The organism is Pseudarthrobacter sp. fls2-241-R2A-127 (assembly GCF_030209355.1).
In the GTDB taxonomy this organism is placed as follows: Bacteria; Actinomycetota; Actinomycetes; order Actinomycetales; family Micrococcaceae; genus Arthrobacter.
Window position 1 is genome coordinate 98,973 of sequence record NZ_JARVSF010000019.1, and the last position, 23,873, is coordinate 122,845.

23 protein-coding genes are annotated in these 23,873 nt (G+C 66.0%); 16 read left to right on the forward strand and 7 right to left on the reverse strand.

Translation table 11 applies throughout. From position 1 onward, the window contains the following. Positions 1-14 precede the first annotated feature (14 nt). The 3 genes from QRN53_RS14110 to QRN53_RS14120 all read left to right on the forward strand — a co-directional run bounded on the left by QRN53_RS14110 (position 15) and on the right by QRN53_RS14120 (position 3,071). Positions 15-782 (forward strand): SDR family NAD(P)-dependent oxidoreductase, encoded by a 768-nt coding sequence (locus QRN53_RS14110; protein WP_285244459.1) that lies wholly within the window; start codon positions 15-17, stop codon positions 780-782. Between the two features lie 97 nt (positions 783-879). Next, on the forward strand, positions 880-2,226 hold the full coding sequence (locus QRN53_RS14115) for an MFS transporter (protein WP_285244460.1): 1,347 nt from the start codon (positions 880-882) through the stop codon (positions 2,224-2,226). A gap of 29 nt (positions 2,227-2,255) precedes the next feature. Beyond that, entirely contained in the window at positions 2,256-3,071 is an 816-nt protein-coding gene (locus QRN53_RS14120; RefSeq protein WP_285244461.1) for a triose-phosphate isomerase family protein, read from the forward strand. Here the strand turns inward: QRN53_RS14120 and QRN53_RS14125 are convergent. Both QRN53_RS14125 and QRN53_RS14130 read right to left on the reverse strand, forming a co-directional pair. Continuing rightward, positions 3,023-3,511 (reverse strand): SRPBCC family protein, encoded by a 489-nt coding sequence (locus QRN53_RS14125; protein WP_285244462.1) that lies wholly within the window; start codon positions 3,509-3,511, stop codon positions 3,023-3,025. The genes QRN53_RS14120 and QRN53_RS14125 overlap by 49 nt on opposite strands. Beyond that, a complete protein-coding gene (locus QRN53_RS14130; protein ID WP_285244463.1) occupies positions 3,508-3,867 on the reverse strand; it encodes an ArsR/SmtB family transcription factor in 360 nt (119 codons plus the stop codon). Before QRN53_RS14130 ends, QRN53_RS14125 begins: the two co-directional genes overlap by 4 nt. Before the next feature lie 145 nt (positions 3,868-4,012). On the opposite strand from QRN53_RS14130, the gene QRN53_RS14135 reads away from it, so the two are divergent. The 9 genes from QRN53_RS14135 to QRN53_RS14175 all read left to right on the forward strand — a co-directional run bounded on the left by QRN53_RS14135 (position 4,013) and on the right by QRN53_RS14175 (position 14,605). Beyond that, complete coding sequence (locus QRN53_RS14135; protein ID WP_285244464.1) at positions 4,013-4,417, forward strand: tautomerase family protein; 405 nt, start codon at positions 4,013-4,015, stop codon at positions 4,415-4,417. Between the two features lie 188 nt (positions 4,418-4,605). Continuing rightward, positions 4,606-5,616, forward strand: coding sequence for a 5-dehydro-2-deoxygluconokinase (iolC, locus tag QRN53_RS14140; protein ID WP_285244465.1), 1,011 nt, complete (start codon positions 4,606-4,608; stop codon positions 5,614-5,616). Next, a complete protein-coding gene (locus QRN53_RS14145) occupies positions 5,613-6,551 on the forward strand; it encodes a Cgl0159 family (beta/alpha)8-fold protein (protein ID WP_285244466.1) in 939 nt (312 codons plus the stop codon). Before iolC ends, QRN53_RS14145 begins: the two co-directional genes overlap by 4 nt. 26 nt (positions 6,552-6,577) lie before the next feature. Then, on the forward strand, positions 6,578-8,527 hold the full coding sequence (gene iolD, locus QRN53_RS14150) for a 3D-(3,5/4)-trihydroxycyclohexane-1,2-dione acylhydrolase (decyclizing) (protein WP_502934850.1): 1,950 nt from the start codon (positions 6,578-6,580) through the stop codon (positions 8,525-8,527). Between the two features lie 32 nt (positions 8,528-8,559). Beyond that, positions 8,560-10,074, forward strand: coding sequence for a CoA-acylating methylmalonate-semialdehyde dehydrogenase (locus QRN53_RS14155; protein WP_285244468.1), 1,515 nt, complete (start codon positions 8,560-8,562; stop codon positions 10,072-10,074). A 195-nt stretch (positions 10,075-10,269) separates the two neighbouring features. Then, positions 10,270-11,181, forward strand: a complete 912-nt coding sequence (locus QRN53_RS14160) for a sugar phosphate isomerase/epimerase family protein (RefSeq protein ID WP_285244469.1) — start codon at positions 10,270-10,272, stop codon at positions 11,179-11,181. Between the two features lie 32 nt (positions 11,182-11,213). After that, positions 11,214-12,227 (forward strand): Gfo/Idh/MocA family protein, encoded by a 1,014-nt coding sequence (locus tag QRN53_RS14165; RefSeq protein ID WP_285244470.1) that lies wholly within the window; start codon positions 11,214-11,216, stop codon positions 12,225-12,227. 75 nt (positions 12,228-12,302) lie between these two features. After that, the gene (locus QRN53_RS14170) at positions 12,303-13,178 is read left to right on the forward strand and encodes a sugar phosphate isomerase/epimerase family protein (protein WP_285244471.1); all 876 of its coding nucleotides are present in this window, start codon (positions 12,303-12,305) and stop codon (positions 13,176-13,178) included. Further along, the gene (locus QRN53_RS14175; RefSeq protein ID WP_285244472.1) at positions 13,175-14,605 is read left to right on the forward strand and encodes a sugar porter family MFS transporter; all 1,431 of its coding nucleotides are present in this window, start codon (positions 13,175-13,177) and stop codon (positions 14,603-14,605) included. Before QRN53_RS14170 ends, QRN53_RS14175 begins: the two co-directional genes overlap by 4 nt. A 64-nt stretch (positions 14,606-14,669) precedes the next feature. On the opposite strand, the gene QRN53_RS14180 is transcribed toward QRN53_RS14175, so the two are convergent. Beyond that, positions 14,670-15,119, reverse strand: coding sequence for a MarR family winged helix-turn-helix transcriptional regulator (locus QRN53_RS14180; protein ID WP_285244473.1), 450 nt, complete (start codon positions 15,117-15,119; stop codon positions 14,670-14,672). 171 nt (positions 15,120-15,290) lie between these two features. On the opposite strand from QRN53_RS14180, the gene QRN53_RS14185 reads away from it, so the two are divergent. Next, the gene (locus tag QRN53_RS14185; RefSeq protein WP_285244474.1) at positions 15,291-16,505 is read left to right on the forward strand and encodes an MFS transporter; all 1,215 of its coding nucleotides are present in this window, start codon (positions 15,291-15,293) and stop codon (positions 16,503-16,505) included. Here QRN53_RS14185 and QRN53_RS14190 read toward each other — a convergent pair. The 3 genes from QRN53_RS14190 to QRN53_RS14200 all read right to left on the reverse strand — a co-directional run bounded on the left by QRN53_RS14190 (position 16,502) and on the right by QRN53_RS14200 (position 19,224). After that, complete coding sequence (locus tag QRN53_RS14190) at positions 16,502-17,482, reverse strand: LacI family DNA-binding transcriptional regulator (protein WP_285244519.1); 981 nt, start codon at positions 17,480-17,482, stop codon at positions 16,502-16,504. The genes QRN53_RS14185 and QRN53_RS14190 overlap by 4 nt on opposite strands. A gap of 91 nt (positions 17,483-17,573) precedes the next feature. Next, positions 17,574-18,467: a 5-deoxy-glucuronate isomerase gene (iolB, locus tag QRN53_RS14195; protein WP_285244475.1), complete on the reverse strand. Its 894-nt coding sequence runs from the start codon at positions 18,465-18,467 to the stop codon at positions 17,574-17,576. A 16-nt stretch (positions 18,468-18,483) separates the two neighbouring features. After that, entirely contained in the window at positions 18,484-19,224 is a 741-nt protein-coding gene (locus QRN53_RS14200) for a GntR family transcriptional regulator (protein WP_285244476.1), read from the reverse strand. A 297-nt stretch (positions 19,225-19,521) separates the two neighbouring features. On the opposite strand from QRN53_RS14200, the gene QRN53_RS14205 reads away from it, so the two are divergent. Together QRN53_RS14205 and QRN53_RS14210 are read left to right on the forward strand one after the other, a co-directional pair. Beyond that, on the forward strand, positions 19,522-20,940 hold the full coding sequence (locus QRN53_RS14205; RefSeq protein ID WP_285244477.1) for a sugar porter family MFS transporter: 1,419 nt from the start codon (positions 19,522-19,524) through the stop codon (positions 20,938-20,940). 120 nt (positions 20,941-21,060) lie between these two features. Further along, positions 21,061-22,227, forward strand: a complete 1,167-nt coding sequence (locus QRN53_RS14210; RefSeq protein ID WP_285244478.1) for an LOG family protein — start codon at positions 21,061-21,063, stop codon at positions 22,225-22,227. Here the strand turns inward: QRN53_RS14210 and QRN53_RS14215 are convergent. Further along, positions 22,224-23,366, reverse strand: coding sequence for a VIT1/CCC1 transporter family protein (locus QRN53_RS14215; RefSeq protein WP_285244479.1), 1,143 nt, complete (start codon positions 23,364-23,366; stop codon positions 22,224-22,226). The two genes, QRN53_RS14210 and QRN53_RS14215, sit on opposite strands and share 4 nt — an antisense overlap. Before the next feature lie 266 nt (positions 23,367-23,632). On the opposite strand from QRN53_RS14215, the gene QRN53_RS14220 reads away from it, so the two are divergent. Then, positions 23,633-23,860 carry a hypothetical protein gene (locus QRN53_RS14220; RefSeq protein ID WP_285244480.1) on the forward strand — a complete coding sequence of 76 codons (228 nt, stop codon included), beginning with the start codon at positions 23,633-23,635 and terminating at the stop codon, positions 23,858-23,860. Positions 23,861-23,873 lie beyond the last annotated feature (13 nt).

A 23,873-nucleotide genomic window follows, 5' to 3' on the forward strand; every position in this document is an offset into this window, starting at 1 on the left:
AGAAGGAACATTCCATGACAGTTTTCCCCGCAGACCGCACCGTGATTGTTACTGGTGCCGTGTCCGAACGCGGCATCGGCCGTGCCACCGCTGAATACCTGGCCGAGCGCGGCTGGAACATCGGCGTGATCGACCTCGACGATGCAGCCAGCAAGATCCTGGCCAAGGAATTGGCCGAAAAACACGGCATCAAGGCCCACGGCGCAGGCGCCAACATCGGAGACGAGGCTTCCGTCCGTGCCGCCATCGACGAGATTGAGGCCGAACTTCCGCAGCTGGTGGCCCTGGCGAACATCGCGGGCGTCAGCTCGCCGGTTCCCTACCTCGAGCTCGACGGCGCCGAATGGGACCGCGTGGTCAACATCAACATGAACGGCGTGCACTACGCGACCCGCCGGGCCGCCGAATCGATGGTGAAGAACCGGCTGGGCCGGATCGTGAACATCTCCTCGGTCTCCGCCCAGCGGGGCGGCGGCACGTTCAGCAAGACCCCGTACTCGGTGGCGAAGGCCGGCGTCATTGGCCTGACCCGCGCCACGGCCCGGGAGCTGGGGGAGTACGACATCACTGTCAATGCGATCTCGCCCGGTCCGATCGACACGGACATCATGGGTGGCACCCTTAGCGCGGAACGCAAGGACGAACTCGTCAAGGACCTCGTGGTGAACCGGGTGGGCACCACCCGCGACATTGCGGCGGCCATCTCCTTCCTCATCGGCGAGGACGCCGGCTACATCTCCGGCCAGACGCTAAACGTCGACGGCGGGCTCTACATGCACTGACGGCGCCTCCCGGCATCCCAAGGCCGGGCGCCATCCCAATCCCGTAGGCCGCCGGCCCGCGGGGCACCACCAACGTCACCACTCGAAGGAGAGTGTTGTGTCCGAAACCACCGCAACATCCAAGGAGCTTCTGGCCCGGCCGGTCCTGAAGTCCGCGATTTCCAAGGCGGCCCGCCGGCTCATGCCGATGCTGGTCATCCTGTACATCGTGTCTTTCCTTGACCGCACCAACGTCGGCTTCGCCGAGGCGGCCCTGGGAGCAGACAAGGGGGTGTCCGCCGGGGCCTTCGCCCTCGGTGCCGGCATCTTCTTCATTGGCTACGCCATCTTCGAGATCCCCAGCAACCTGCTGCTCAAGAAGGTCGGCGCCAAGATCTGGCTGGCCCGCATTGCCATCACCTGGGGCATCGTCTCGGCCTGCTTCGCCTTCGTCCAGGGCGAGACCTCGTTCGTGATCCTGCGTTTCCTGCTCGGCGTCACCGAGGCCGGCCTGTTCCCGGGCGTGATCATGTACCTCGCCGAATGGTTCCCGAACAAGGTGCGCGTGCAGATGTTCGCCATCTTCTACCTGGCCCAGCCGTTCTCCCAGATGATCGGTAACCCGCTCTCGGGCTGGCTCATCAACATCGGTGACCAGGTGCCCGGCCTGCGCGGCTGGCAGGTGATGTTCTTCGTCGAAGGCCTGCTTGCAGTCCTGGCGGGGATCGCGGCGTTCTTCTTCCTGATCAATGGCCCTGAGAAAGCCAAGTTCCTCAGCAAAGACGAGAAATACGCGCTGAAGGAAGTCATGGCGCTGGAAGACACGGTCAAGGACGAGCACGGCCCGCGCGGCATCCTCGCCGCCATGCGGAACGGCCGCGTCTGGTACTTCACCATCATCTACTTCTGCCTGCAGATCGCCGTGTACGGCGTGACGTTCTTCCTGCCGCAGCAGGTGTCCTCGCTGACCGGGCAGAAGGTGGGCCTCGCCGTCGGCCTGCTGATCGCCGTGCCCTGGTTCTTCGGCATTTTCTCCTGCTACTTCATCGGCAAGGCCGCCAACACCGTGGCCAAGCGCCGCACGTTCGGCACCATCCTGTTCATCTCCACCGGCTTGTGCATCTTCGGTTCGGCCTGGGCGGGTACCAACCACCAGCCGGTCCTGGGCATGATCTTCATAACCCTGGCGGTCTGCAGCTTCCTGGCCGTCGGTCCCGTGGTGTGGGCCTATCCCACAGCATTCCTGGCCGGCTCGGCTGCTGCCGCCGGCATCGGCCTGATTAACTCCCTCGGCAACCTGGGCGGCTTCGTTGCCCCCATCCTCCGCACCGCCGTCAATGAGGCTACGCAGTCGCCCACAGGATCCATGGGCGTCTACGCCTTGGGCGTGCTGCCCTTCGTGGCGGCCGCGATGATGTTCGCCACCAAACGGTTCAAGAACAAGGCCGACGACCTGCTCGACTGAGCAGACCCACCCTCCACGCAAGGAAAACCATGAACACCTCCGGCAGCAGCGCAGGCAGCGGTCCCCTCTACATCGGTGTCAGCACCAAGATGTACCTGGGCTACCGGGAAAGCCTGCGCTGGCTGTCGGAGGTGCGTTCCATCGTGGATGACAGGCCCGGACTGGCCGCGCAGGATTCCCCGGTCCGGGTCTTCGCCATTCCGTCCTTCCCGGTCCTGGAGCCCGCCGCGCGGATCCTGGCGGGCTCGCCCGTGCTGCTCGGGGCGCAGAACTGCGCCTGGGGCGACGGGCCGCTGACCGGAGAGGTCAGCCCCGGCATGCTGGCCGAACTCGGGGTATCACTTGTTGAGATCGGCCACGCAGAACGCCGCCGGTTGTTTGGCGAGGACGACGCCGTGGTGGCACGCAAGGTGCGTGCCGCCGTCGAACATTCCCTCACGCCGCTGCTGTGCATCGGCGAGCCTGACAGGCTCGACGCCGGGGCTGCCGCCGCCTTTTGCGTGGAGCAGGTGCATGCTGCCACCGACGGCGACGCGGAGCTGCTGCATCGCCTGGTCCTCGCCTACGAACCCGTGTGGGCCATCGGCGCCAACGAGCCTGCCGCCCCGGACCACGTCAACGCGGTCCTCACTCAGATCCGGGCCGCCCTGGGCGCGCGTTGCCCCCTGATCTACGGCGGCAGCGCCGGCCCCGGTTTGTTGCCGCAGCTGGCGGCTGCGGACGGACTCTTCCTTGGCAGGTTCGCCCACGATGCCGCGAACCTGGGACGCGTCCTGGACGAAGCAATGCTGGTGCGTCAGGCAGGGGCCGTCGCACCGGCCAGCAGTTCTTCCAGCCGCTCGTAGCCTTCGGACATGCCGCCCTCCATGCCTGAGTGCAGCATGCCGTCCCGGGCCTCCATGCTCTGGTACATGGCGTGGCCCCGCAGCCGGCACCGGCCGCCGTCGAGCTCCTCAAATGTCATGGACTCCAGGCTGACCGAATCCGGGTAGCCGCCGAACTCGAAGGTCTGCAGCGCAAACTCGTTCTCGCGCACCGTGTGGAAGATGCCGCGGAACTCGTACGGTACGCCCTCCGGTCCCGTGTGGATGTACCGGTAACTCCCGCCGGTGCGGAAATCGTAATGGTCCATCTCCATCTTCATGCCACGCGGACCCAACCATTGGGTTATCAGTGCGGGGTCCTTGTGGGCGCGGAACACGTCCGCCACCGGAAAATCGAACTCCCGCTCGAAGTCGATGTAGGGAAGACCTTCCGGCGCGGTGATCTTCAGTGGGTTGCTCATTGTTCTTCCTTTGCCTTGGGCGCCGCTTGGCCGGCGCTGGTTTCAAGCACGGCATCGAGGCTGCGGAACTGCTCCTCCCGGACCAACCGGTGCTGGTCGATCCAAGAGGTGAGCGCCTCCAGTCGTGCGGGGTTCAGGTGTACGGGCCGGCGCTGTGCGTCCCTGGTCCGGGTTACCAGTTCAGCCTGCTCGAGTACCTGGATGTGCTTCGAAACCGCCTGCTTGGAGATCTCGAATGGTTCAGCCAATTCGTTCACAGTTGCCGGGCCCCTGCTGAGCCGGGCGATGATGCTTCGACGCACGGGATCGGCCAGGGCCAGGAAGGCCGCGTCCAGGGCCGCGTCATCGGAGATCACTGTCAATCCTCTTTAATCAACTTTTTTGTTTATAAACCTTTCGGTTGATTAATAATATCCAGCGCGTCGGAGTGGCGCAAGGGTTTGTTTTGCCAGTTCTTTGTTTGTTAGTATGTTAGGACAAATCTGGTGAAGGAGAATGATCATGCCCCTGGTCCGCATTGACGTCAACGAAGGCCGAACCTCCGAGGAATTGCAGAAGCTGAGCCGCGGGATCCATGACGCAATCCTTGCCGAGTATGGAATTCCGGAGCGGGATTACTTCCACATCATTACCGAACACCCGCAGGGCCGGATCATTGCCCAGGATGCGGGTCTGGGATTTGAGCGCACCGGGGGAGTGGTGATGATCCAGATCTTCACCCAGGCCGGCAGGTCGCAGGAAGCCAAGCAGCAGCTCTTCGCGGCTGTCGCCGAGAAGCTGGCCGGAGTTGGGGTCGCCGGCGAGGATGTCTTCATCGGCTATGTGGAAAACGGTGCCGGCGACTGGTCGTTCGGATTCGGCCGCGCGCAGTACATTACCGGCGAGCTGGCGGTCCCCAAGCAGTAGTTGCGGGCCCTCTCCGGCGTCACGGGAAGCGGTTCTAACGCCTGTTGTAAGTATGTCAGTACAAACCTTTGACAGGACATTAGATCTAGGGCAAAGTAGTGCCTGTGGCCCACGCCACGGCCTGCCAGTTCCGGAGCTCACGTCCTTCGAAGGATTCGAGTTCCACACCAGAAAGGTCCACGATTCCCGTGACCCATGAGCTTCTTACGATCGGGCGCATCAGCGTTGATATCTACCCGAACGACATCGGGGTTGGCTTGGAGGACGTCAACTCCTTCGGCAAGTACCTGGGCGGTTCCCCGTCCAACGTCGCCGTCGCCGCCGCCCGCCATGGCCGCCGGACAGGCGTGATCACCCGGACCGGGGACGACCCGTTCGGGGCGTACCTGCACCGCGAGCTCCACAAGTTCAACGTGGATGACGCCTTCGTCACGTCGGTCAAAGACTGGCCCACGGCAGTGACGTTCTGCGCCATCAAGCCGGCCACGGATGAGTTCCCGCTCTATTTCTACGGCCGGTTCCCCACGGCGCCGGACCTCCAAATCCGGGCCGGCGAGCTGGACCTGGACGCCATCCGGGAGGCCGGGATCTTCTGGTCCACCGTGACCGGCCTGTGCCAGGAACCTTCCCGGTCCGCGCACATCGCCGCGCACCAGGCCCGTCCCCGCACCGGCCTGAAGGAGGGCCAGTTCACCATCCTGGACCTGGACTACCGGCCCATGTTCTGGGCATCCGAGGAAGAGGCCCGGGCCCAGGTGGCCAGGATCCTGCCACACGTCACGGTTGCCATTGGCAATGACAAGGAATGCGCCGTCGCCGTGGGGGAGGGAACCCCTGATGAGCAGGCGGACCGCCTGCTGGCAGCCGGTGTGGAGATCGCCGTCGTCAAGCTCGGGCCGGAAGGCGTCATGGCCAAGACCCGCACCGAGCGAGTGGTATCGGCTCCTGTCCCGGTGGAAACCCTCAACGGCCTTGGGGCCGGTGACTCCTTTGGCGGCGCTTTCTGCCACGGACTCCTCTCGGGTTGGCCGCTGGCCCAGGTCCTGGACTACGCCAACGCCGCCGGCGCCATCGTCGCTTCCCGGCTGTCCTGCGCCGATGCCATGCCGACGCCGGATGAGGTCACCTCACTGCTGGCCGAACGCGGCCGCCCGGTTCCCGGCGCATCCCAGCTTGCCACCGAAGGAGCAGCACTGTGACCCTGACACCCCTTGCCTCGACCAAAGCCGTAGATGATGATCCCCGCCGCTACGAGCACCTGAGCACCATCCGCCTCGAAGACCCGGACGCCGTGGCCCGTGCCGCGAAGTCCCGCCGCCGCCACCCCGGCCTGAAGGCGGGCCGGCAGAACTTCATCGTCGCCGCGGACCACCCGGCCCGCGGCGCCCTGGCTGTCGGCAGCGATCCGGTGGCGATGGCGGACCGCCGGCAACTGCTGGACCGGCTCCAGATTGCGCTGGCCAACCCGGCCGTCGACGGTGTCCTGGCCTCCCCGGACATCATGGACGACCTCCTCCTGCTGGGCGCCCTGGACGGAAAACTCGTGTTCGGTTCGATGAACCGCGGCGGGCTGTCCGGGCTGGTCAACGAGATCGATGACCGTTTCACCGGCCACACCGCAGCCGCCCTGGAAGCCCTCGGTGCCGATGGCGGGAAGATGCTCACCCGGATCTGCCTGGGCGACCCGGACACCGTTGCCACCTTGGAGGCGACGGCCCACGCGATTGATTCGCTGGCCGAACGGAAGCTGATTGCCATGGTGGAGCCGTTCCTCTCGGTCCGCGAGAACGGCCGGGTCCGCAACGACCTGTCTCCCAACGCCGTGATCAAGTCCATCGCCATTGCGGAGGGACTGGGTTCCACCAGCGCCTACACCTGGATGAAGCTCCCGGTCGTGGCGGAGATGGAACGCGTCATGGCCGCCACCACCATGCCCACCGTGCTGCTGGGCGGTGACCCGGACGGTACCCAGGATGAGGTCTTCGCCACCTGGGGTGCCGCGCTGGCACTGCCCGGCGTCCAGGGCCTCACGGTTGGCCGGACCCTTCTCTATCCTGCAGACGGGGACGTCGCCGGCGCCGTTGCCGCGGCAGCCTCGCTGCTGCATCACACCACAGAACTCCCGGAGAACTAGCCATGGGCACAACAGGAACGCGCAGGATGACGGTGGCGCAGGCCGTCGTCGAATATCTCTCCCGGCAGTACACCGTGGACACGGTGGGTGGTGTGGAGTACCGGGAGCGGCTCATTCCCGGCACGTTCGGTATTTTCGGGCACGGCAACGTTGCCGGCGTGGGCCAGGCACTGAAGCAGTACCAGCAACTGGACCCCACCCTCATGCCGTACTACCAGGGCCGGAACGAACAGGCCCAGGTCCACCAGGCCGTCGGGTATGCCCGGCATACCCGCCGCCGCCAGACCTTCGCGGTCAGCACCTCCATTGGGCCGGGGTCCTCGAACCTCCTGACCGGTGCCGCGCTGGCCACCACCAACCGGCTCCCGGTGCTGCTTCTGCCGTCTGACACGTTCGCCACCCGCGCCGCCGACCCTGTCCTTCAGCAGCTGGAGCAGCCGTACGCGTACGACATCACGGTCAATGATGCGTTCCGGCCGCTGTCCAAGTTCTTTGACCGGGTGAACCGGCCGGAGCAGCTGTTCTCGGCGTTCCACCACGGCCTGCGTGTCCTCACGGACCCAGCTGAGACCGGCGCGGTGACCATTTCGCTGCCGCAGGACGTCCAGGCCGAGGCCTTCGATGTCCCGGCCGAGTTCCTGGCCGAGCGGGAATGGCGGATCCGCCGCCCCGACGCCGACGACGAGGACATCGCCCGTGCCGTTGCAGCGATCCGGGCCGCGAAGCGTCCGCTGATCATCGCCGGCGGCGGCGTCCTCTACGCCTACGCCAACGACGAACTCGCCAAGTTCGCTGAGCTGACCGGCATTCCGGTGGGCAACACCCAGGCCGGTGTGGGCGTGCTCCCGTGGGACCACCAGTTCTCCCTGGGAGCGGTCGGCTCCACGGGCACGACGGCGGCGAACGCCATCGCTGCTGAGGCGGACCTGGTCATCGGCATCGGCACCCGCTACGAGGACTTCACCACCGCGTCCCGGACCGCGTTCCAGAACCCGGACGTGAAGTTCGTGAACATCAACGTGGCCCCGCTCGATGCGTACAAGCACGGCACGCACCTGCCGATCGTCGCCGACGCTCGCAAGGCCCTGGTCAAGCTCAACGCAGCCCTCGGCGGGTACCGTGTCGGTGCTGACCTGGAGCAGAAGATCGAGGCGGAGAAGAAGCGCTGGAACGCCACGGTGGACGACGCCTTCGATACCCGCTTCACCCCGCTCCCGGCCCAGAACGAGATCATCGGGGCCACCAACCGGGCCATGGATGCCCGTGATGTGGTCATCTGCGCGGCTGGTTCGCTGCCCGGTGACCTGCACAAGATGTGGCGGGTCCGGGACCCGTTCGGCTACCACGTCGAATATGCCTACTCCTGCATGGGCTACGAGATCCCCGGCGGCCTGGGCGTCAAGCGCGCCGCGATCGCCGAAGCAGCCAGTACGACGGCGGCGGGCGCGGACCGCGCGGAGGTGCGGGACGTCGTCGTCATGGTGGGGGATGGCTCCTACCTGATGATGCCTACCGAACTGGTCACCGCCGTCGCCGAACGGATCAAGCTGATCGTGGTCCTGATCCAGAACCACGGCTACGCCTCCATCGGCTCGCTGTCCGAATCGCTCGGCTCGCAGCGGTTCGGCACCCAGTACCGGACCCTGGACGAGGAGCAGCACAGCTTCGACGACGGCGATAAGCTTCCGATCGACCTGGCCTTGAACGCCGAGTCCCTGGGCGTGAAGGTCATCCGGATCGAACCCGGCGAGAAGGTGATCGCCGAACTCGAGCAGGCCATCCGCGACGCCAAGGCAGCCCCCGAGGGCAGCGGACCCATCTTGATCCACGTCGAGTCCGACCCGCTCCTGGATGCACCGTCCTCCGAGTCCTGGTGGGACGTCCCCGTCTCCCAGGTCGCCGAACTGGATTCCACCAAACAGGCCTTCCAGACCTACGTCGACCACAAGTCACGCCAGCGCAAACTGCTCGGCTGAACCTCATTTTCCACTACTCAAGGAAGAGTTCCATGACTGCCACCACCACCGAAGCAACCGTCATCAACCACTTTCTCAACGGCGCGGAGACCGCCGGTGAGGGCGACCGCACCACGAACGTGTACAACCCGGCCACGGGTGCGGTGACCGGGGAACTGCGCCTGGCCAACCGGGCCGACCTGGATACCGCCGTCGCTGCAGCCCGCACGGCCGCCGACACCTGGGGCGAGACCTCCCTGGCCAAGCGCACCGCGGTGCTCTTCAAGTTCCGCGAGCTGGTCGCCGCGCACGTGGATGACCTCGCCGCCCTGGTGACCGCCGAGCACGGCAAGGTCCTTTCCGACGCCAAGGGCGAGATCGGCCGCGGCCTCGAGGTCGTCGAGTTCGCCTGCGGTATCCCCACCCTGCTCAAGGGCGATTACTCGGACCAGGTCTCCACCGGCATCGACGTCTTCTCCTTCCGCGAACCCCTGGGCGTGGTCGCCGGCATCACCCCATTCAACTTCCCCGTCATGGTGCCTCTGTGGATGGCGCCGATGGCGATCGCCACCGGCAACGCGTTCATCCTCAAGCCCTCCGAGCGTGACCCCTCCGCGTCGCTGCTGCTGGCCAAGCTCTGGAAGGAAGCCGGACTGCCGGACGGCGTGTTCCAGGTCCTGCACGGCGACAAGGAAACCGTCGACGGGCTCCTGACCCACCCGGACGTCGACGGCATCTCCTTCGTCGGATCCACCCCGATCGCCCAGTACGTCCACGAAACCGCCACCAAGCACGGCAAGCGAGTCCAGGCCCTGGGCGGGGCGAAGAACCACGCCATCGTGCTGCCCGACGCCGACCTGGACAACGCCGCCGACCACCTGGCCGCCGCCGCGTTCGGTTCCGCCGGGGAACGCTGCATGGCCATCTCCGTCGCGGTCGCCGTCGGAGACGCCGCGGACCTGCTGGTCAAGAAGGTCGAAGAACGCGCTCTGGCTGTGAAGGTCAACAACGGCACCGAACCCGGCGCCGAAATGGGCCCTGTCATCACCCCGGCCTCCAAGGAACGGATCGTCCGGATCGTCACCGAAGCCGAAACGGCCGGCGCCGCCATGGTGGTGGACGGCCGGGACCTGGTGGTCCCCGGCCACGAGAACGGCTTCTGGGTCGGCCCCACCGTCCTGGACCACGTCAAGACCGAAATGACCGCCTACAAAGAGGAAATCTTCGGACCGGTCCTGGTGGTGGTCCGTGTGGACACCCTGGAAGAGGGCATCACGCTGATCAACGCCAACCCGTACGGCAACGGCACCGCCATCTTCACCTCCTCCGGCGCTGCCGCCCGTAAGTTCCAGCGTTCCGTGACGGTGGGCATGATCGGCATCAACGTTCCCCTCCCGGTACCGGTGGCCTACCACTCCTTCGGCGGCTGGAAGGCATCCCTCTTCGGCGACAAGCACATCTACGGCCCCGAAGGCGTCTCCTTTTACACCCGCGGCAAGGTGGTCACCTCCCGCTGGCCCGAAATCCACCACGCCTCCGGCGCCTCCTACAACTTCCCGTCCAACTAGTCCCCACCGCCGCCCTCGCCTCGCAAGTCCAAATCGGCTCCCAACCTTCGCAAGCTCAGGCTGGGACCATCGCCGATTTGGCTCCACGGCCAGGGAACCCTGGCGGCGTGGGCCCTACCCGTCGATTGCTCCGTAGTTGTCGTTTTGAGCGTCCAAAACGACAACTACGGAGCAGTCGATGCAAAGGAAAAGACAATGACTGAGAACAAGCTGATCATCGGCACGGCGCCGGACTCCTGGGGCGTCTGGTTCGCGGACGATCCCAAGCAGACCCCCTGGGAACGCTTCCTCGACGAGGTGGCCGAATCAGGGTACAAGTGGATCGAACTGGGCCCGTACGGTTACCTGCCCACCGACCCCGCCCGCCTGGCAGAGGAACTGAAGCAGCGCGACCTGCAGATCTCCGCCGGCACAGTGTTCACCGCTTTCCACCGTGGCCTGGACCAGTGGGAAACCGCTTGGGAACCCGCACGGAAGGTCGCCGAGCTCACCGCCGCGATGGGCGGAGAACACATGGTGGTCATCCCGGCCATGTGGCGCGACGACGTCACCGGCGAGGCCGTGGAAAGCGGCACGCTCACCGAAAAGGCCTGGAGCGACCTGTTTGCCGGCCACAACCAGCTGGGCAAGACCCTGCTGGAGGACTTCGGCCTGCAGCAGCAGTTCCACTCCCATGCGGACTCCCACGTGGGGGCCCAAGAGGACATCGAAACCCTCCTGGCAGCCACGGACCCGAAATACCTGAACCTCTGCCTGGACACCGGCCACGCTGAGTACTGCGGCGCCTCCAGCCTGGAACTGATCAAGAACTACCCGGACCGGATCGGCTACCTGCACCTGAAACAGATCAACCCTGAGATCCTCAAGAAGGTCAACGAGGAAAACATGACCTGGGCTGCAGCAAACCTCGCCGGCGTCATGACCGAACCGCCCAACGGCCTGCCGGACCTCCGGGCCGTCATCGAAGCCGTGGAAGCCCTGAACCGGCCCATCTTCGGCATCGTGGAGCAGGACATGTACCCCGTGGCCTTCGACGTTCCCATGCCGATCGCCAAACGCACCCGCAACTACCTGCTGTCCTGCGGCTCCCGCACCAGCGTCAGCTAACCAGCCCCAGACACCACGAAGGACAGAGAACAATGACTGAAACCCTCCGCGTCGCCGTCATCGGCGCAGGCCGCATGGGCGCAGACCACATCCAGCGCCTCAACACGCGCATCCACGGAGCCGAAGTTGCCGCCGTCGTGGACGTCGACCTCGCCCGCGCCCAGGCCGCCATCGAAGGGATCCCGGGCGCCGTGGCCCTCGTCGATGCTGAAGAGGCACTGAACAACGGCGACGTCAACGCGGTCCTGATCGCCACCCCCGGCTTCCTGCACCAGGACATCCTGCTCAAGGCTCTCGCCAAGGACATTCCGATCCTCTGCGAAAAGCCGCTCACCCCCGACGCCGAATCCTCCTGGAAGATCGTCGAAGCGGAGGTTGCGCTGGGCCACCAGCGCATCCAGGTGGGGTTCATGCGACGCTTCGACGCCGAATACGCGGCGCTGGGCTCGATCATCCGGAACCAGGAACTGGGTGAACTGCTGATGCTCCACCACCAGCACCGCAACCCCACCACCCCCGCGGGCTTCACGAACGAGATGCTCATCAACGACTCGGTGGTCCACGAGTTCGATGCCATCCGGTTCTTCACAGGCGAGGAAATCACCAGCGTCCAGGTCCGGTTGGGCAAGGCCACCAGGAACGCACCCTCAGGCCAGCACGACCCCCAGCACGTCCTGATTGAGACCGAGTCCGGCGTCTTGGCCGACGTCGAAATCTACGTCAACGCCAAGTTTGGCTACGAAGTGGCCACCCAGGCCTCCTTCGAGGACGGCATCGTCAGCATCGGCGGGGACGCCGGCCCGTACACCCGGAGCGCCGGCCGCTGGGGCGGCAACGTCACCCCGGGGTTCGAGGAGCGTTTCGGCGCGGCGTACGACGTCGAAATCCAGTCGTGGGTGGACGCGGCACTCAAGGGCGAAATCGGCGGCCCTTCCGCCTGGGACGGGTACGCCACCGCCGCCTGCTGCGAAGCCGGCGTTGAAGCCCAGAAGAACGGCGAAAAGGTCGCCGTGAAGCTGGCGGCAAAGCCCGACCTTTACAAGTAGGACGAGAGCAAAGGGGGCGGAGCGCCATCCGTCCCCTTTTCCGTCCCCTGACTGATCCCACAATGGAGTGTTTTCGTGAAAATCGCCCTTGACCCCACCCCGTTCCACCACTCGCACAGCCTGCTGGAGTTCCCCAAGGTGGTGGCGGACCTCGGCTATAAGTACATGCAGATGACCCCGCACGCGGACTTCATCCCGTTCTTCAACCACCCCAAAGCGGATGACGAGCTGGTGGCCCAGCTGAAGAAGTCCTGCCGGGACGCCGGAATCGAGATCGCGTCCGTGCTGCCGGTGCTGCGCTGGTCTGGTCCGGACGAGGACGCCCGGGAAGCAGCCGTCCGCTACTGGAAGCGCGCCATCCAGATCACTGTGGACCTGGGCGTCAGCACCATGAACACCGAGTTCAGTGGCCGTCCCGAGAAGGCCGAGGAATCCGAGCGGGCCTTCTACCGCTCCATGGAGGAACTGCTGCCGATCATCGAGCGGGAGGGGATCGACCTGCTCATCGACCCGCACCCGGACGATTTCGTTGAGGAAGGCCTGGCTGCCATCCGCATGATCCGCGGCGTCAATTCCAAGAACGTGGGCATGGTTTATGTGGCTTCACACAGCTTCCACATGAAGAACGCGCCCCTGGACATCATGCGGGCGGCGGGGGACAAGCTGCGGCTGGTCCACGTGGCCGACACCATGAACCACCATGCCTCCCACGGGCTGCGCTACATCACCAACCCGCCGGGCAACCCGGTCCGGGTCCACCAGCACCTGAAGATCGGCGACGGCGACGTCAACTGGGACGAGTTCTTCGGCGGCCTGAAGGAAATCGGCTTCCTGGACCGGGAGGATACAGTGATGGTCTCCAGCGTCTTTGCCGAAGACGAAAAAGCCGAAGAGGTTTCCCGCTACCAGTTGGAAACCATGAAGCAGTATGTCCAGAAAGTCAGCCTATGAGTTCGCCTGCGCATACCGGCGCGCGGCCCGGCAACCATCAGCGGGCCCTGCGCACGGTCACCATCATTTCCACCTTCGGCGGCCTGCTGTTTGGTTATGACACCGGGGTAATCAACGGTGCCCTGCCCTATATGCAGGAGGACTTGGGACTCACCCCGCTCACTGAGGGCCTGGTTACGTCGTCGTTGCTGTTCGGCGCCGCCTTCGGTGCCCTGTTCGGCGGACGCCTGGCTGACCGCAACGGCCGGCGAAAAATGATTATGGTGCTGGCGGTCATCTTCCTCCTGGGCACGCTCGGCTGCACGTTCTCGCCGACCACTGAAGTCATGATCGCCGCCCGCTTCATCCTGGGGCTGGCCGTGGGCGGGGCATCGGTGACGGTCCCGGTTTATCTGGCCGAAGTATCGCCGAGCAACCGGCGCGGCCGGATAGTCACCCAGAACGAACTCATGATCGTCACCGGGCAGCTTCTCGCGTTCATCTTCAATGCCTACCTGGGCAACTCCTTTGGCGAGTCCCACGGCATTTGGCGCTGGATGCTGGTGATCGCCACCCTTCCGGCCATCGCGCTGTGGATCGGAATGAACTTCATGCCGGAGAGCCCGCGCTGGCTGGCGTCCATCGGCAGCTTCGGCGAGACACTCAGCGTGCTGCAGCGGATCAGGTCGCAGGAGGAGGCCCGCCGGGAATTTGAAGAAGTCAAGGCCATGGCCGTGGAGGACTACAAGTCCAAGATGGGCTCGTGGAAGGACTTGGGCATCCCGTGGCTCCGCCGGATCTTCTTCGTGGGCCTGGGCCTGGCGGTGATCCAGCAGATCACCGGGGTGAACTCGATCATGTACTACGGAACCCAGATCCTGTCGCAGTCCGGCTTTGGCCGCGAGGCTGCGCTGACGGCCAACATCGCCAACGGCGTGATCTCGGTCCTGGCTACGTTCGTGGGGATCTGGCTGCTGGGCAAGGTGGGCCGGCGGCGGATGCTGATCACGGGCCAGGTGGGAACCACGACGGCGCTGCTGCTGATCGGTTTCTTCTCGCTGATCCTGCCGGAAGGGTCTGCCCGGGGTTTCGTCATCCTGGCGCTGACAGTGACCTTCCTGGCCTTCCAGCAGGGAGCCATCTCCCCGGTGACCTGGCTGATGCTCTCGGAAATCTTCCCGCTGAAGATCCGCGGCCTGGGCATGGGGGCCTCGGCCTTCCTGCTGTGGATCGTGAACTTCCTGATCGGCTTCGGCTTCCCGCAGCTGCTGGCAGCGATCGGGATCTCCAATACGTTCTTCGTGTTCGCCGTGCTTGGCGTCGGCGCCATCGCGTTCGCCGCAAAATATGTTCCGGAGACGAAGGACAAGAGCCTTGAGGACCTGGAGCACTACTTCAAGAACGTTGCCGGCGGCCACTCCACGGACGCCGCAGCCAAGGTTACCTGACCAAAAGGTCCGTTCCCGCGCATCAAGCAGCAACCCCCGCGACGTTCCGTCCGGGGGTTGCCGTTTATGCCGGCGCGTGCAGCCGGGGGAGTGCGTCCACCAGCGGTGCCAGCTCCGGGACCGCCTGGGCCTGGTCCAACGCGCGCTCCAGGGTGGCGTCGTGCACGGGCCTGGCCTCTGTAAGCAGGCTGATGCCGCTGGAGGTCAGCTCGGTGTAAATGCCGCGGCGGTCGTCGTCGCACAGGATCCGGGTCAGGAGGCCGCGGTCCTCCAGGCGGTTGACCAGCCGCGTGGTGGCGCTGGGGCTGAGCGCCGTGGCGCGGGCCAGCTGCTGCATCCGCATGTGCCACCCGTCCTGCCGGCTGAGGGCATCCAGCACGGTGTACTCCACCACGGAAAGCTTTGACTCGGCCTGCAGGGAGCGTTCCAGCTCACCTTCGATCAAGCCATGCAGGGCCGCCAAGGTGCGCCATCCCTGGGCCCGTACCTCAACGGCGTCGTCCTTGATGCCCATGGTTGCTCCTTCACCATGATGGCGCCGAACGGGCGGCCATCACTCACTGAACCCGAATAGTTGCTTGCGCGGTATATTTGCATGTGCAACAATAAATACCGCGCCTGCAACTATCTTAGGCGCCTTCCCCGGACGGGGACAAACACACCTACAGCTCAAAGGAGCATTCCCATGCCTGTTGGCCTGATAGCCCTCGCCCTCGGCGGCTTCGGAATAGGACTCACCGAATTTGTCATCGCCGGCCTCCTTCCGCAGGTGGCAGCAGATTTCGGCGTCAGCGAGGCCTCCGCCGGATGGTTCATTTCCGGCTACGCTCTCGCGGTGGTGGTGGGCGCGCTCGGCCTTACCGCCGCCGTGACGAGGCTCGAGCGCAAGCCGGTGCTTGCGGCCCTGCTGGTCCTGTTCATCGCAGGAAACCTGCTTTCCGCCACCGCGGGCGGCTACTGGCCCATGATGCTGGGCCGGATCATTGCAGCCCTTTCGCATGGTGCTTTCTTCGGAATCGGAGCCGTGGTGGCCGCAGGCATGGTGCCGCCCAGCAAGAAGGCCGGTGCCATCGCGCTGATGTTCACCGGACTCACTGCCGCCAATGTCTTGGGGGTCCCGTTCGGCACGCTCCTGGGCCAGGCGGCCGGGTGGCGCGCCACGTTCTGGGCCATCACCGTTATTGGGGTGGTGGCGCTCGCCGGCATCCTTGCACTCGTGCCCCGGCAGGCCGGTGAGGCCGACAAGGCGGGGAGCCTGCGCTCCGAGCTGCGCGCCTTCCGCTCCGGGCAGGTATGGCTGTCCATCGTGGTGACCATCCTTGGCTTCGGCGGCATGTTCGGCGCGTTCACCTACATCGCCTACACCCTGACCGAGGTGTCCGGCTTCGCGGCCTCCACCGTGCCATGGCTGCTCATTGTCTTCGGCGTTGGCCTCTTCGCCGGCAACACGCTGGGCGGCAAGGCCGCCGACCGGAACGTGGACCGCACGCTCCTGGTCGTGCTTGCCATCCTGTCCGTGGTCCTGGTGGCCTTTGCCCTCACCGCTGCCAACCCGGTGCTCACCGTTGTTTCACTGGTCCTGATGGGCGGCTTCGGCTTCGCCACCGTTCCCGGGCTGCAGATGCGGGTCATGAAGGACGCCCCCGGCGCTCCCACGCTTGCCTCCGGTGCCAATATTGGTGCCTTCAACGTAGGCAATGCCCTGGGTGCCTGGCTGGGCGGGGTCACCATCACCGCTGGATTCGGCTACACGTCGCCCATCTGGGCCGGGGCCGTCATCACCCTGGCCGGCGTCGCCGTCATGGGCTTCGCAGCGGCCCGCGCTAAGCGCGCCGGACGTGCCGAGCGCACCGGAAACGCCGCGCAGGCCCAGCCGGAACCGGAGCTGGCCGGCCGCTAGGCGGCCGGATCCGAGGAGCGGCGCACCATCAGGGCCGGGTCGAGTTTGCGGGTTACACCCGGCCCGGCCGTCCCCGCAAGCCGGTCCAGCATGGTGTGCGCCGCCAGCCTGCCGAGCTCTCCGGCATGCTGGTCGATGGAAGTCAGTCCGATCAGGGGGGAAGCGGCAACCTCGATGTTGTCGCAGCCAACCACCGCCACATCCCCGGGGGCGGACAGTCCACGGTCCGCCAGGGCTTCCATGATCCCGATGGCGGTCAGGTCGTTATGCGCAAAGATTGCCGTGGGCAGGGTGGTGCCGGAGTCCAGGAATCCTTCCATGACGGCCCGGCCCCCGCGCTCGGTCATATCGCTGTGGACCAGCTGCGGCTCCAGCCCAAACTGCTGCATGGCGTGCAGGTACCCATTGCGGCGGTCCGTATAGGGAAGCCAGTCCGAGATATCGAAGTGCGCGATCCGCCGGTGCCCCAGTTGGTACAGGTGCTCCACCGCGAGCGCACCGGAACGGAAGTCGTCCGTCAGGACGGAATCGACGCCGTCGGCCTCCATCTCCCGGGTGATGACGACGGCGGGCGTACCGCGCAGGGCCCCGGCCAGTTCCTCCGAGGTGCCCGTGTAGCCGGCCAGCAGGACACCGTCCACGCGCAGGTCCACGAAGGACCGGACGGCCTCCAGCTCCGTCCCGGGATCAGCGGAGCCGACGGCGACCATCACCTGGTTGCCGCTGCCCGCCAAACCTTGGGTGAGGCCGTCGTAGATGTCTGCGAAGACCGAGTTGTGCAGGTCCAGGAAGAGGACGCCCAGGGTGCTGGTACGGTGGCTTGCCAGGCGGCTGGCCAGCCTGTTGGGGGAGTAGCCCAGGGCGGCGGCGCTTTCCAGCACGGCCGTCCGCTTGGCGGGGGATACCTTGGGTGAATCGCGCATCACCAGCGACACCAGGGCGCGGCTTACGCCGGCCTCGCGGGCCACGTCCTCCATGGTCACTGACCGCAGCGAAGGGGAAGTCTGTCTCACAAGACACCACTATGCCAGCCGGCCGCCGCGGCCCCGCCTGCCTGCCGTGCCAGTGTCAGGCGCCGAACGGCAGCCGGGGATCGATGGCCTGGCTCTCCCAGGTCTGCCGGACCCAGCCGTGGTGCGGGTCGTCGCTGATCAGCCACTCCCGCACGGGGCCGGGACCGGCCATGACGTTCAGGTAGTAGAGGTCGTATCCCGGCGCAGCCATGGCGGGGCCGTGCCAGCCGTAGGGCACCAGGACAACGTCGCCGGTGCGGACCTCGGCGGAGACATCGATGGGCCGCTCGTCCGAGGCGTAGACGCGCTGGTAGCCAATGGCATCGGCCTCGGCCGGTCCCGCGCCGTCGGCCGCTACCTGTGTTTCGAAGTAGTAGATCTCCTCGAGGGAGGTCTCCCCGTCCTTCTCTTCGTCATGCTTGTGCGGAGGGTAGGAGGACCAGTTGCCGGCCGGGGTGAGCACCTCGCAGACGATGAACCGGTCGGCCTCAAGCGCTGCCGGCGTGCCGAAGTTGTGGACCTGGCGCGAACAGTTGCCCGCCCCGCGCAGTTCCACCGGGGTTTCAGCGGCGGGCACCAGCCTGGTGGGGTACGACGCCTGGGCAGGCGCGGTGGCGACGGCGACCCGGCCGCCGTCGGAAGAGCTGATGCTGACGGTGCGTCCTGTGCCTGAGTAGAGCACGTCCGAGGGGCCGGAGAAGACGGAGGTGCGGCCGGTCAGGGGGTAGTCCGTCCCGTCCACGGTGACGGTGAAGGACCCGTTGAGGGGGACCACAATGCGTTCCTCGTCCGCGGCGGGAAGGTCGACGGCGGCGCCCGCCGGCAAGGTGGCGACCTTCAGTCCGGTGTGTGCCCAGCCTTCAACGGAGAGGGCCGAATCGGAGGTGCCGATCGAAATGTCCCAGCTGCCGTCCGTGGCTGTGCCCAGGGGATAGACCCAGTTGGTCATGGAGTGGTCCTTTGCGCTAGCGCTGTACGAGGGTCATTTCAAAGCTGTAGGAATCGGCCCGGTAGACGTGGTGGCCGGTTTCGACGCGGCGGCCGGTATCGTCCGTGGCCGTGCGTTCCATGGTGACCAGTGCGGACCCGGCGGCGGTGTCAAGCATGGACGCCTGGTAGTCATTGGCATTGACGGCGCCGATGCGCTGGTTGGCCAGCCGGAAATTCACTCCGCCGCGGCGGAGGATCGAGTAGAGGCCTTCTGCGCCCAGCATGGCCTCATCCATGTCGGCGATGTCGTCGCGCACCCAGTTCTCCATCAGGGCCAGGGGTTTGCCGCCCACCCGCCGCAGCCTGGTGAAGTGGTAGACCTTGGATCCCGCGGGGAGCTGCAGTGTGGTGAGGGTGGCTTCGTCTGCCTCCACGTGGGAGAAGCTGAGGACCTCGGTGGTGGGCTTCTTCCCGTTGTTGGTGAGGTCGTCGTAGAGGCTTGAGAGCTCCAGCGGACGGCGTACCTGGCTGGAAACCACCTGTGTTCCTACACCACGCTTGCGCACCAGCAGTCCGGAACGCACCAGTTCGTCCATCGCCTTGCGCATGGTTGGCCGGGAGAGGTTGAGCTGGGCGGCCAGGTCGATTTCGTTGTCTAGCCGGCTGCCGGGTTCGAGCACTCCGCTGTAGATTGCGGCTTCGATCCCTTGGACCACTTGGTGGTACAGGGGCACGGGGGAGGAACGGTCGATGCTCAGTCCCAGGTTGTTCGCCACGGTGCGTTCCCTCGTCGTTGGTATCTGCCCGGCAGTCCGGTCCGGTCAGACGTGCTGCCGGCCCATAAGCCGATATATGTTCGCTTGATAGGACATACTTTCTTCCTCGATCGTAGCAGGCGACTTCCCTGGGTCAAGGGACTGCGTCCCGGCGTAGCGGAAAACGCCGCCAATAGTGAATGTTCTGACATTAGGACTTTCTATTGACGCGAAAGAATTAGAGCGCTCTAATTGTCGTGGCACGCATCACATTCCCGGACCGGCCTGCCGGTCCCCGAGAGAATCTGAGAGGCAACAATGCTGTTGCAAAAACAACCAACGGGCGCCACGGGTACCCGGCGCCGCGGATACCTGGCCCGGCTCACGGTCATCTCCACCCTGGGCGGCCTGCTCTTCGGCTATGACACCGGCGTCATCTCCGGCGCCCTGCTGTACATGAACGACTCCCTCAACATGACCGCCGTCGAGGAAGCCACGGTGGTGAGCGCACTGCTGTTCCCGGGTGCCGCCGTCGGCGCCCTGACCGGTGGACGCATGGCGGACCGGCTGGGCCGCCGCGGCTCCCTGCTTGTCTGCGCCCTCCTGTTCCTGCTGGGTGCCCTGGGCTGCGCCCTGGCGCCGAACGTCTCCTTCATGATCGCCGCCCGCATCGTGCTGGGGCTGGGGGTCGGGGCCGCCGCCGTGACCTGCCCGCTGTACCTGGCGGAAATGGCGCCGGCCCATCTGCGCGGCCGGATGGTGACCATCAATGAACTCATGATCGTGACCGGCCAGATGCTCGCCTTCGCCATCAACGCACTCCTGGATGCCCTGATCCATGACAATGAGGTCTGGCGCACCATGCTGGGCATCGCCTCGATCCCGGCCCTCGCACTGCTCGCCGGCATGTTGATGCTTCCCGAGTCGCCGCGCTGGTACGCCATCCGCGGCCGCCTTGAGGACAGCCGCCGCGTCCTGGACCTCAGCCGCAGCCCGGAAGAGGCCGCCGCTGAATTCGAGGAAATTGCCCTCGCGGCACGCACCGCCAAGGAAGAACGCGGCCACGCACTGCGCGACCTCCGCAACAACCCCTGGATGCGCCGCCTGCTGTGGATCGGTATTGGCCTGGCCGCCGTCCAGCAGGCCACCGGCATCAACACAGTCAACTACTACGCCCCCACCATCCTGGAGAAGAGCGGGCTCGGCGTCAGCGCCTCGCTTGTGGCTACCATCGGTGTCGGCGTGACCTCGGTGCTGATGACCATCCTGGGCATCTGGCTGCTCGGGTTCGTCGGACGCCGCAGGATGTTGGTCATCGGGTTCTCGGGCGTGGTGGGTTCCCAGGCGCTCCTGGCAATCGTCTTCCTCCTGCCCCAGTCGGACCTGGCCAGCTACACCATCCTTGCGGCCATGATGCTGTTCGTTGCCTTTGTCCAGTGCTTCATCGGCACCTGCGTCTGGCTCCTGCTCTCGGAAATGTTCCCGCTGGCCATCCGCGGCTTCGCCATGGGAATCGCGGTCTTTGCGCTGTGGACCGTAAACGCCGCTATTTCGTTCCTCTTCCCCATCGTGGTCAACGCCCTGGGATCGACGGGCACCTTCGGCCTGTTCGTCCTGGTCAACCTTGCGTCCCTGGCCTTCGTCATCAAATTCGTACCGGAAACCAAGGGGCACTCGCTTGAGGACCTGGAGGCGCACTTCCGTGACGGCTACGTGCCGGTGAGGGCCTCGGCTTAGTATTTTTTCACGGGCCGGATCGGGCCCTTCCGGGAAAGACCGGAGGGGCCGGATCTGGCCCTGTTTTTCGTGTGCTGTGCCCTAGGCTGGCTCCATGACCAGGAACGGAGGGCCGCAGCCGTGAATTTCGCCGGAAGCCTGGGCCCCCGTCCCCGCACCCTCGAAGTCCAGGACTTGGCCAGCTTTGACCGGTTGGTTGCCGACGGTGCTGTCAACCTGCATGGCTGGCACGCCCAGTCCCTGGACCTCCGGGGGCGGGCTGCGGCCCTGAAGAGGGTCGATGTTGAGGGGGCCATGTTTCTTGGCTGCCTGTTCGACGACGGCATGGAGGCCAACCTCCGCAGCCGGGGCGCGCTGATCTTTCCCCGGCTCGAAGGCATCCCGTTCGATCCCTACCGCGCCACACTGTATTCCCCGGCGGAGCTCTACGCCGGGCTGGCTGCGTCCCCCTATGAAGAACTGCCTGACGCCCGCATCTACCACTGGAGCATCCAGCCGGGCCAGCGCCACCGGGTTGATGCGACCCTGGCCTCCGCCCTGCACGACCACGCCATCGGCGATGCGCTCGATGAACTCATCCGGTCCGCACCGTGGGACCGCAGGTCCATCGTCGGCGTGATGGGCGGACATGCTTCCCCGCGCGGGAGTGCGGACTTTGCCCAGGCGGTGCGGCTGGGCAGGCTGCTTGCCCGGGACGGCCATGTGGTGGCAACCGGCGGTGGGCCAGGCGCCATGGAAGCGGCCAACCTGGGTGCGTACTTGAGCGAGGCGTCCGACGACGACGTGCAGCGCGAGCTCACCGCGCTCGCCGCCGTCCCCGGGTTCCGGCCCTCGGTCTCGGCGTGGGCACGCGCGGCCGCCGCCGTCGTCGACCGCCACCCGGGCGGGACGCCGTCCCTGGGGATCCCCACCTGGTTCTACGGGCATGAGCCGCCCAACTACTTCGCCACGCACATCGCGAAATACTTCGCCAACGCCATCCGCGAAGCCATCCTCCTGCAACTGTGCCACGGCGGCATCGTATTCCTCCCCGGAGCCGCGGGCACGGTCCAGGAGATCTTCCAGGACGCCTGCGAGAACTACTACGGTGCCCGGGAAAAAGTGGCTCCGATGGTGCTGGTGGGGCGCCGGCACTGGGAGCAGGAGTACCCGGCATGGCCCATGCTGGCCAGTCTTGCCGCGGGCCGCACCATGGCGGACTACATCTTCCTGGTGGACACAGTGGAGGAAGCAGTGGAGGTCCTCCGACGCCGGAGGACCTCCACGGGGTGGGCAGGTGGTGGCTAGCCCACCGCGGTGCCGAACAGCAGGCCCAGCAGGTACGTGATGGCAGCGGCACCCAGGCCGATGGCGAGCTGGCGCAGGCCGCGGGTGAGCGGGGACGTGCCGGACAGCAGGCCAACAGCGGCGCCGGTGGCCATGAGCGAGATCCCCACCAGGACACCTGCCACCACGAGGGCGGTGACTCCCGTCAGGCCGAACAAGAACGGCAGGATGGGAACGATGGCGCCGGAGGCAAAGAAACAGAAGCTGGAGAGCGCGGCGCCCCATGCGGTGCCTACTGCTTCATGCTGGTCTGCTTCCTCGGGCAGCTCCGGCTGCAGCGACAGGCTCGGGTCGCAGTCGCAGGACAGCAGGCCCGTGCGCTCGGCCACCCGGTGTTCGGCAGCCTCCCGAGACATCCCGCGGGCCAGGTACACCAGCAGGAGTTCATTGTGTTCGAGGTCCAGCTTGGGAGCGACCGCCAGGGTGACCTGGGTGGGGCGCGTGGCTGCCAGCAGCTCCCGCTGGGAACGGACCGAGATGAACTCGCCGGCCCCCATGGACATGGCGCCGGCCAGGAGCCCGGCGATGCCGCTGAGCAGGACCACGCTGCTTGCTACTCCGGACGCGGCCATGCCCATCACCAGCGAGAGGTTGCTGACCAGGCCGTCGTTGGCCCCGAAGACGGCGGCGCGGAACGTGCCGGCCAGGCGATTGCGGCCACGGGTTGCCAGCCCCCGGACCACTTCCTCATGGATCTGTTCGTCGGCCGCCATGGCCTCGGTGGCGTTGGGGTCCTTGGCGTAGGGGGAGCGGCCCTCCGCGCGCTGGGCCAGTGCCAGCACAAAGACGGAGCCGAAGTGCCGGGCCAGGAAGCCCAGGAACCGGCTCCGGGCGGACGCCCGTTTTGGCTTGCCCGCGTGCTCGCCCAGCAGGGCCAGCCAGTGCGCCTCGTGCCGGCCTTCAGCCTCGGCCAGGGCCAGCAGGATGGCCCGCTCTTCCCCTTCGCGGTTCTGCGCCAGGTCACGGTAGACGGCGGCTTCCGCGCGCTCGTCGGCCAGGTACTGGCGCCACCGCTTGATGTTCGACGGCGAGGGCTGGCTTTGCGTGGTCGGGGCGCCCTCCGGGACGGCATGGGATTCGGACTGGGCGTGCTGCGACACTGGTACTCCTGGGCTTGGAAAGGGCATGGTTGCGGCGCCTTTGCCCTGCCAGCGTACTGCGAATTTCCGTGGTTTTTTGGCTGGCAAACCTCGCTGGGGAGTTTCGGTTGACCGTAAAACCGCACCCCGCATTGGCTCAATTCCACGGCCTTACACGCTCCCGCCGGGGCCCTTGACCCTCTGCCCCGCCGGTGCTGTGATGAAGGTGTGGCGCGGCCTGCGCCTTCCAGAAAGAGCACGCCAGGCGAATACACGGAGGTTGAATCATGAGCACCACCGGACAGCACCCGGACATGCCGCACCTGGACGCCGTAGAAGCGGACCCCGCCTACGATTACGCCGAGGATGCACCGGTGGACGACGCCGGCTGGGACGCGGAGGATGAATTCCTGGACCAGGAAGAGCCCGTGGTCCAGGCTCCGCAGATCGTCATCGACGCCGAGGACCGCGAAGTCCCGCTGGATGACGACGAACTCCGCGGCGCAGGGGAGTAGGACTTACGACGGC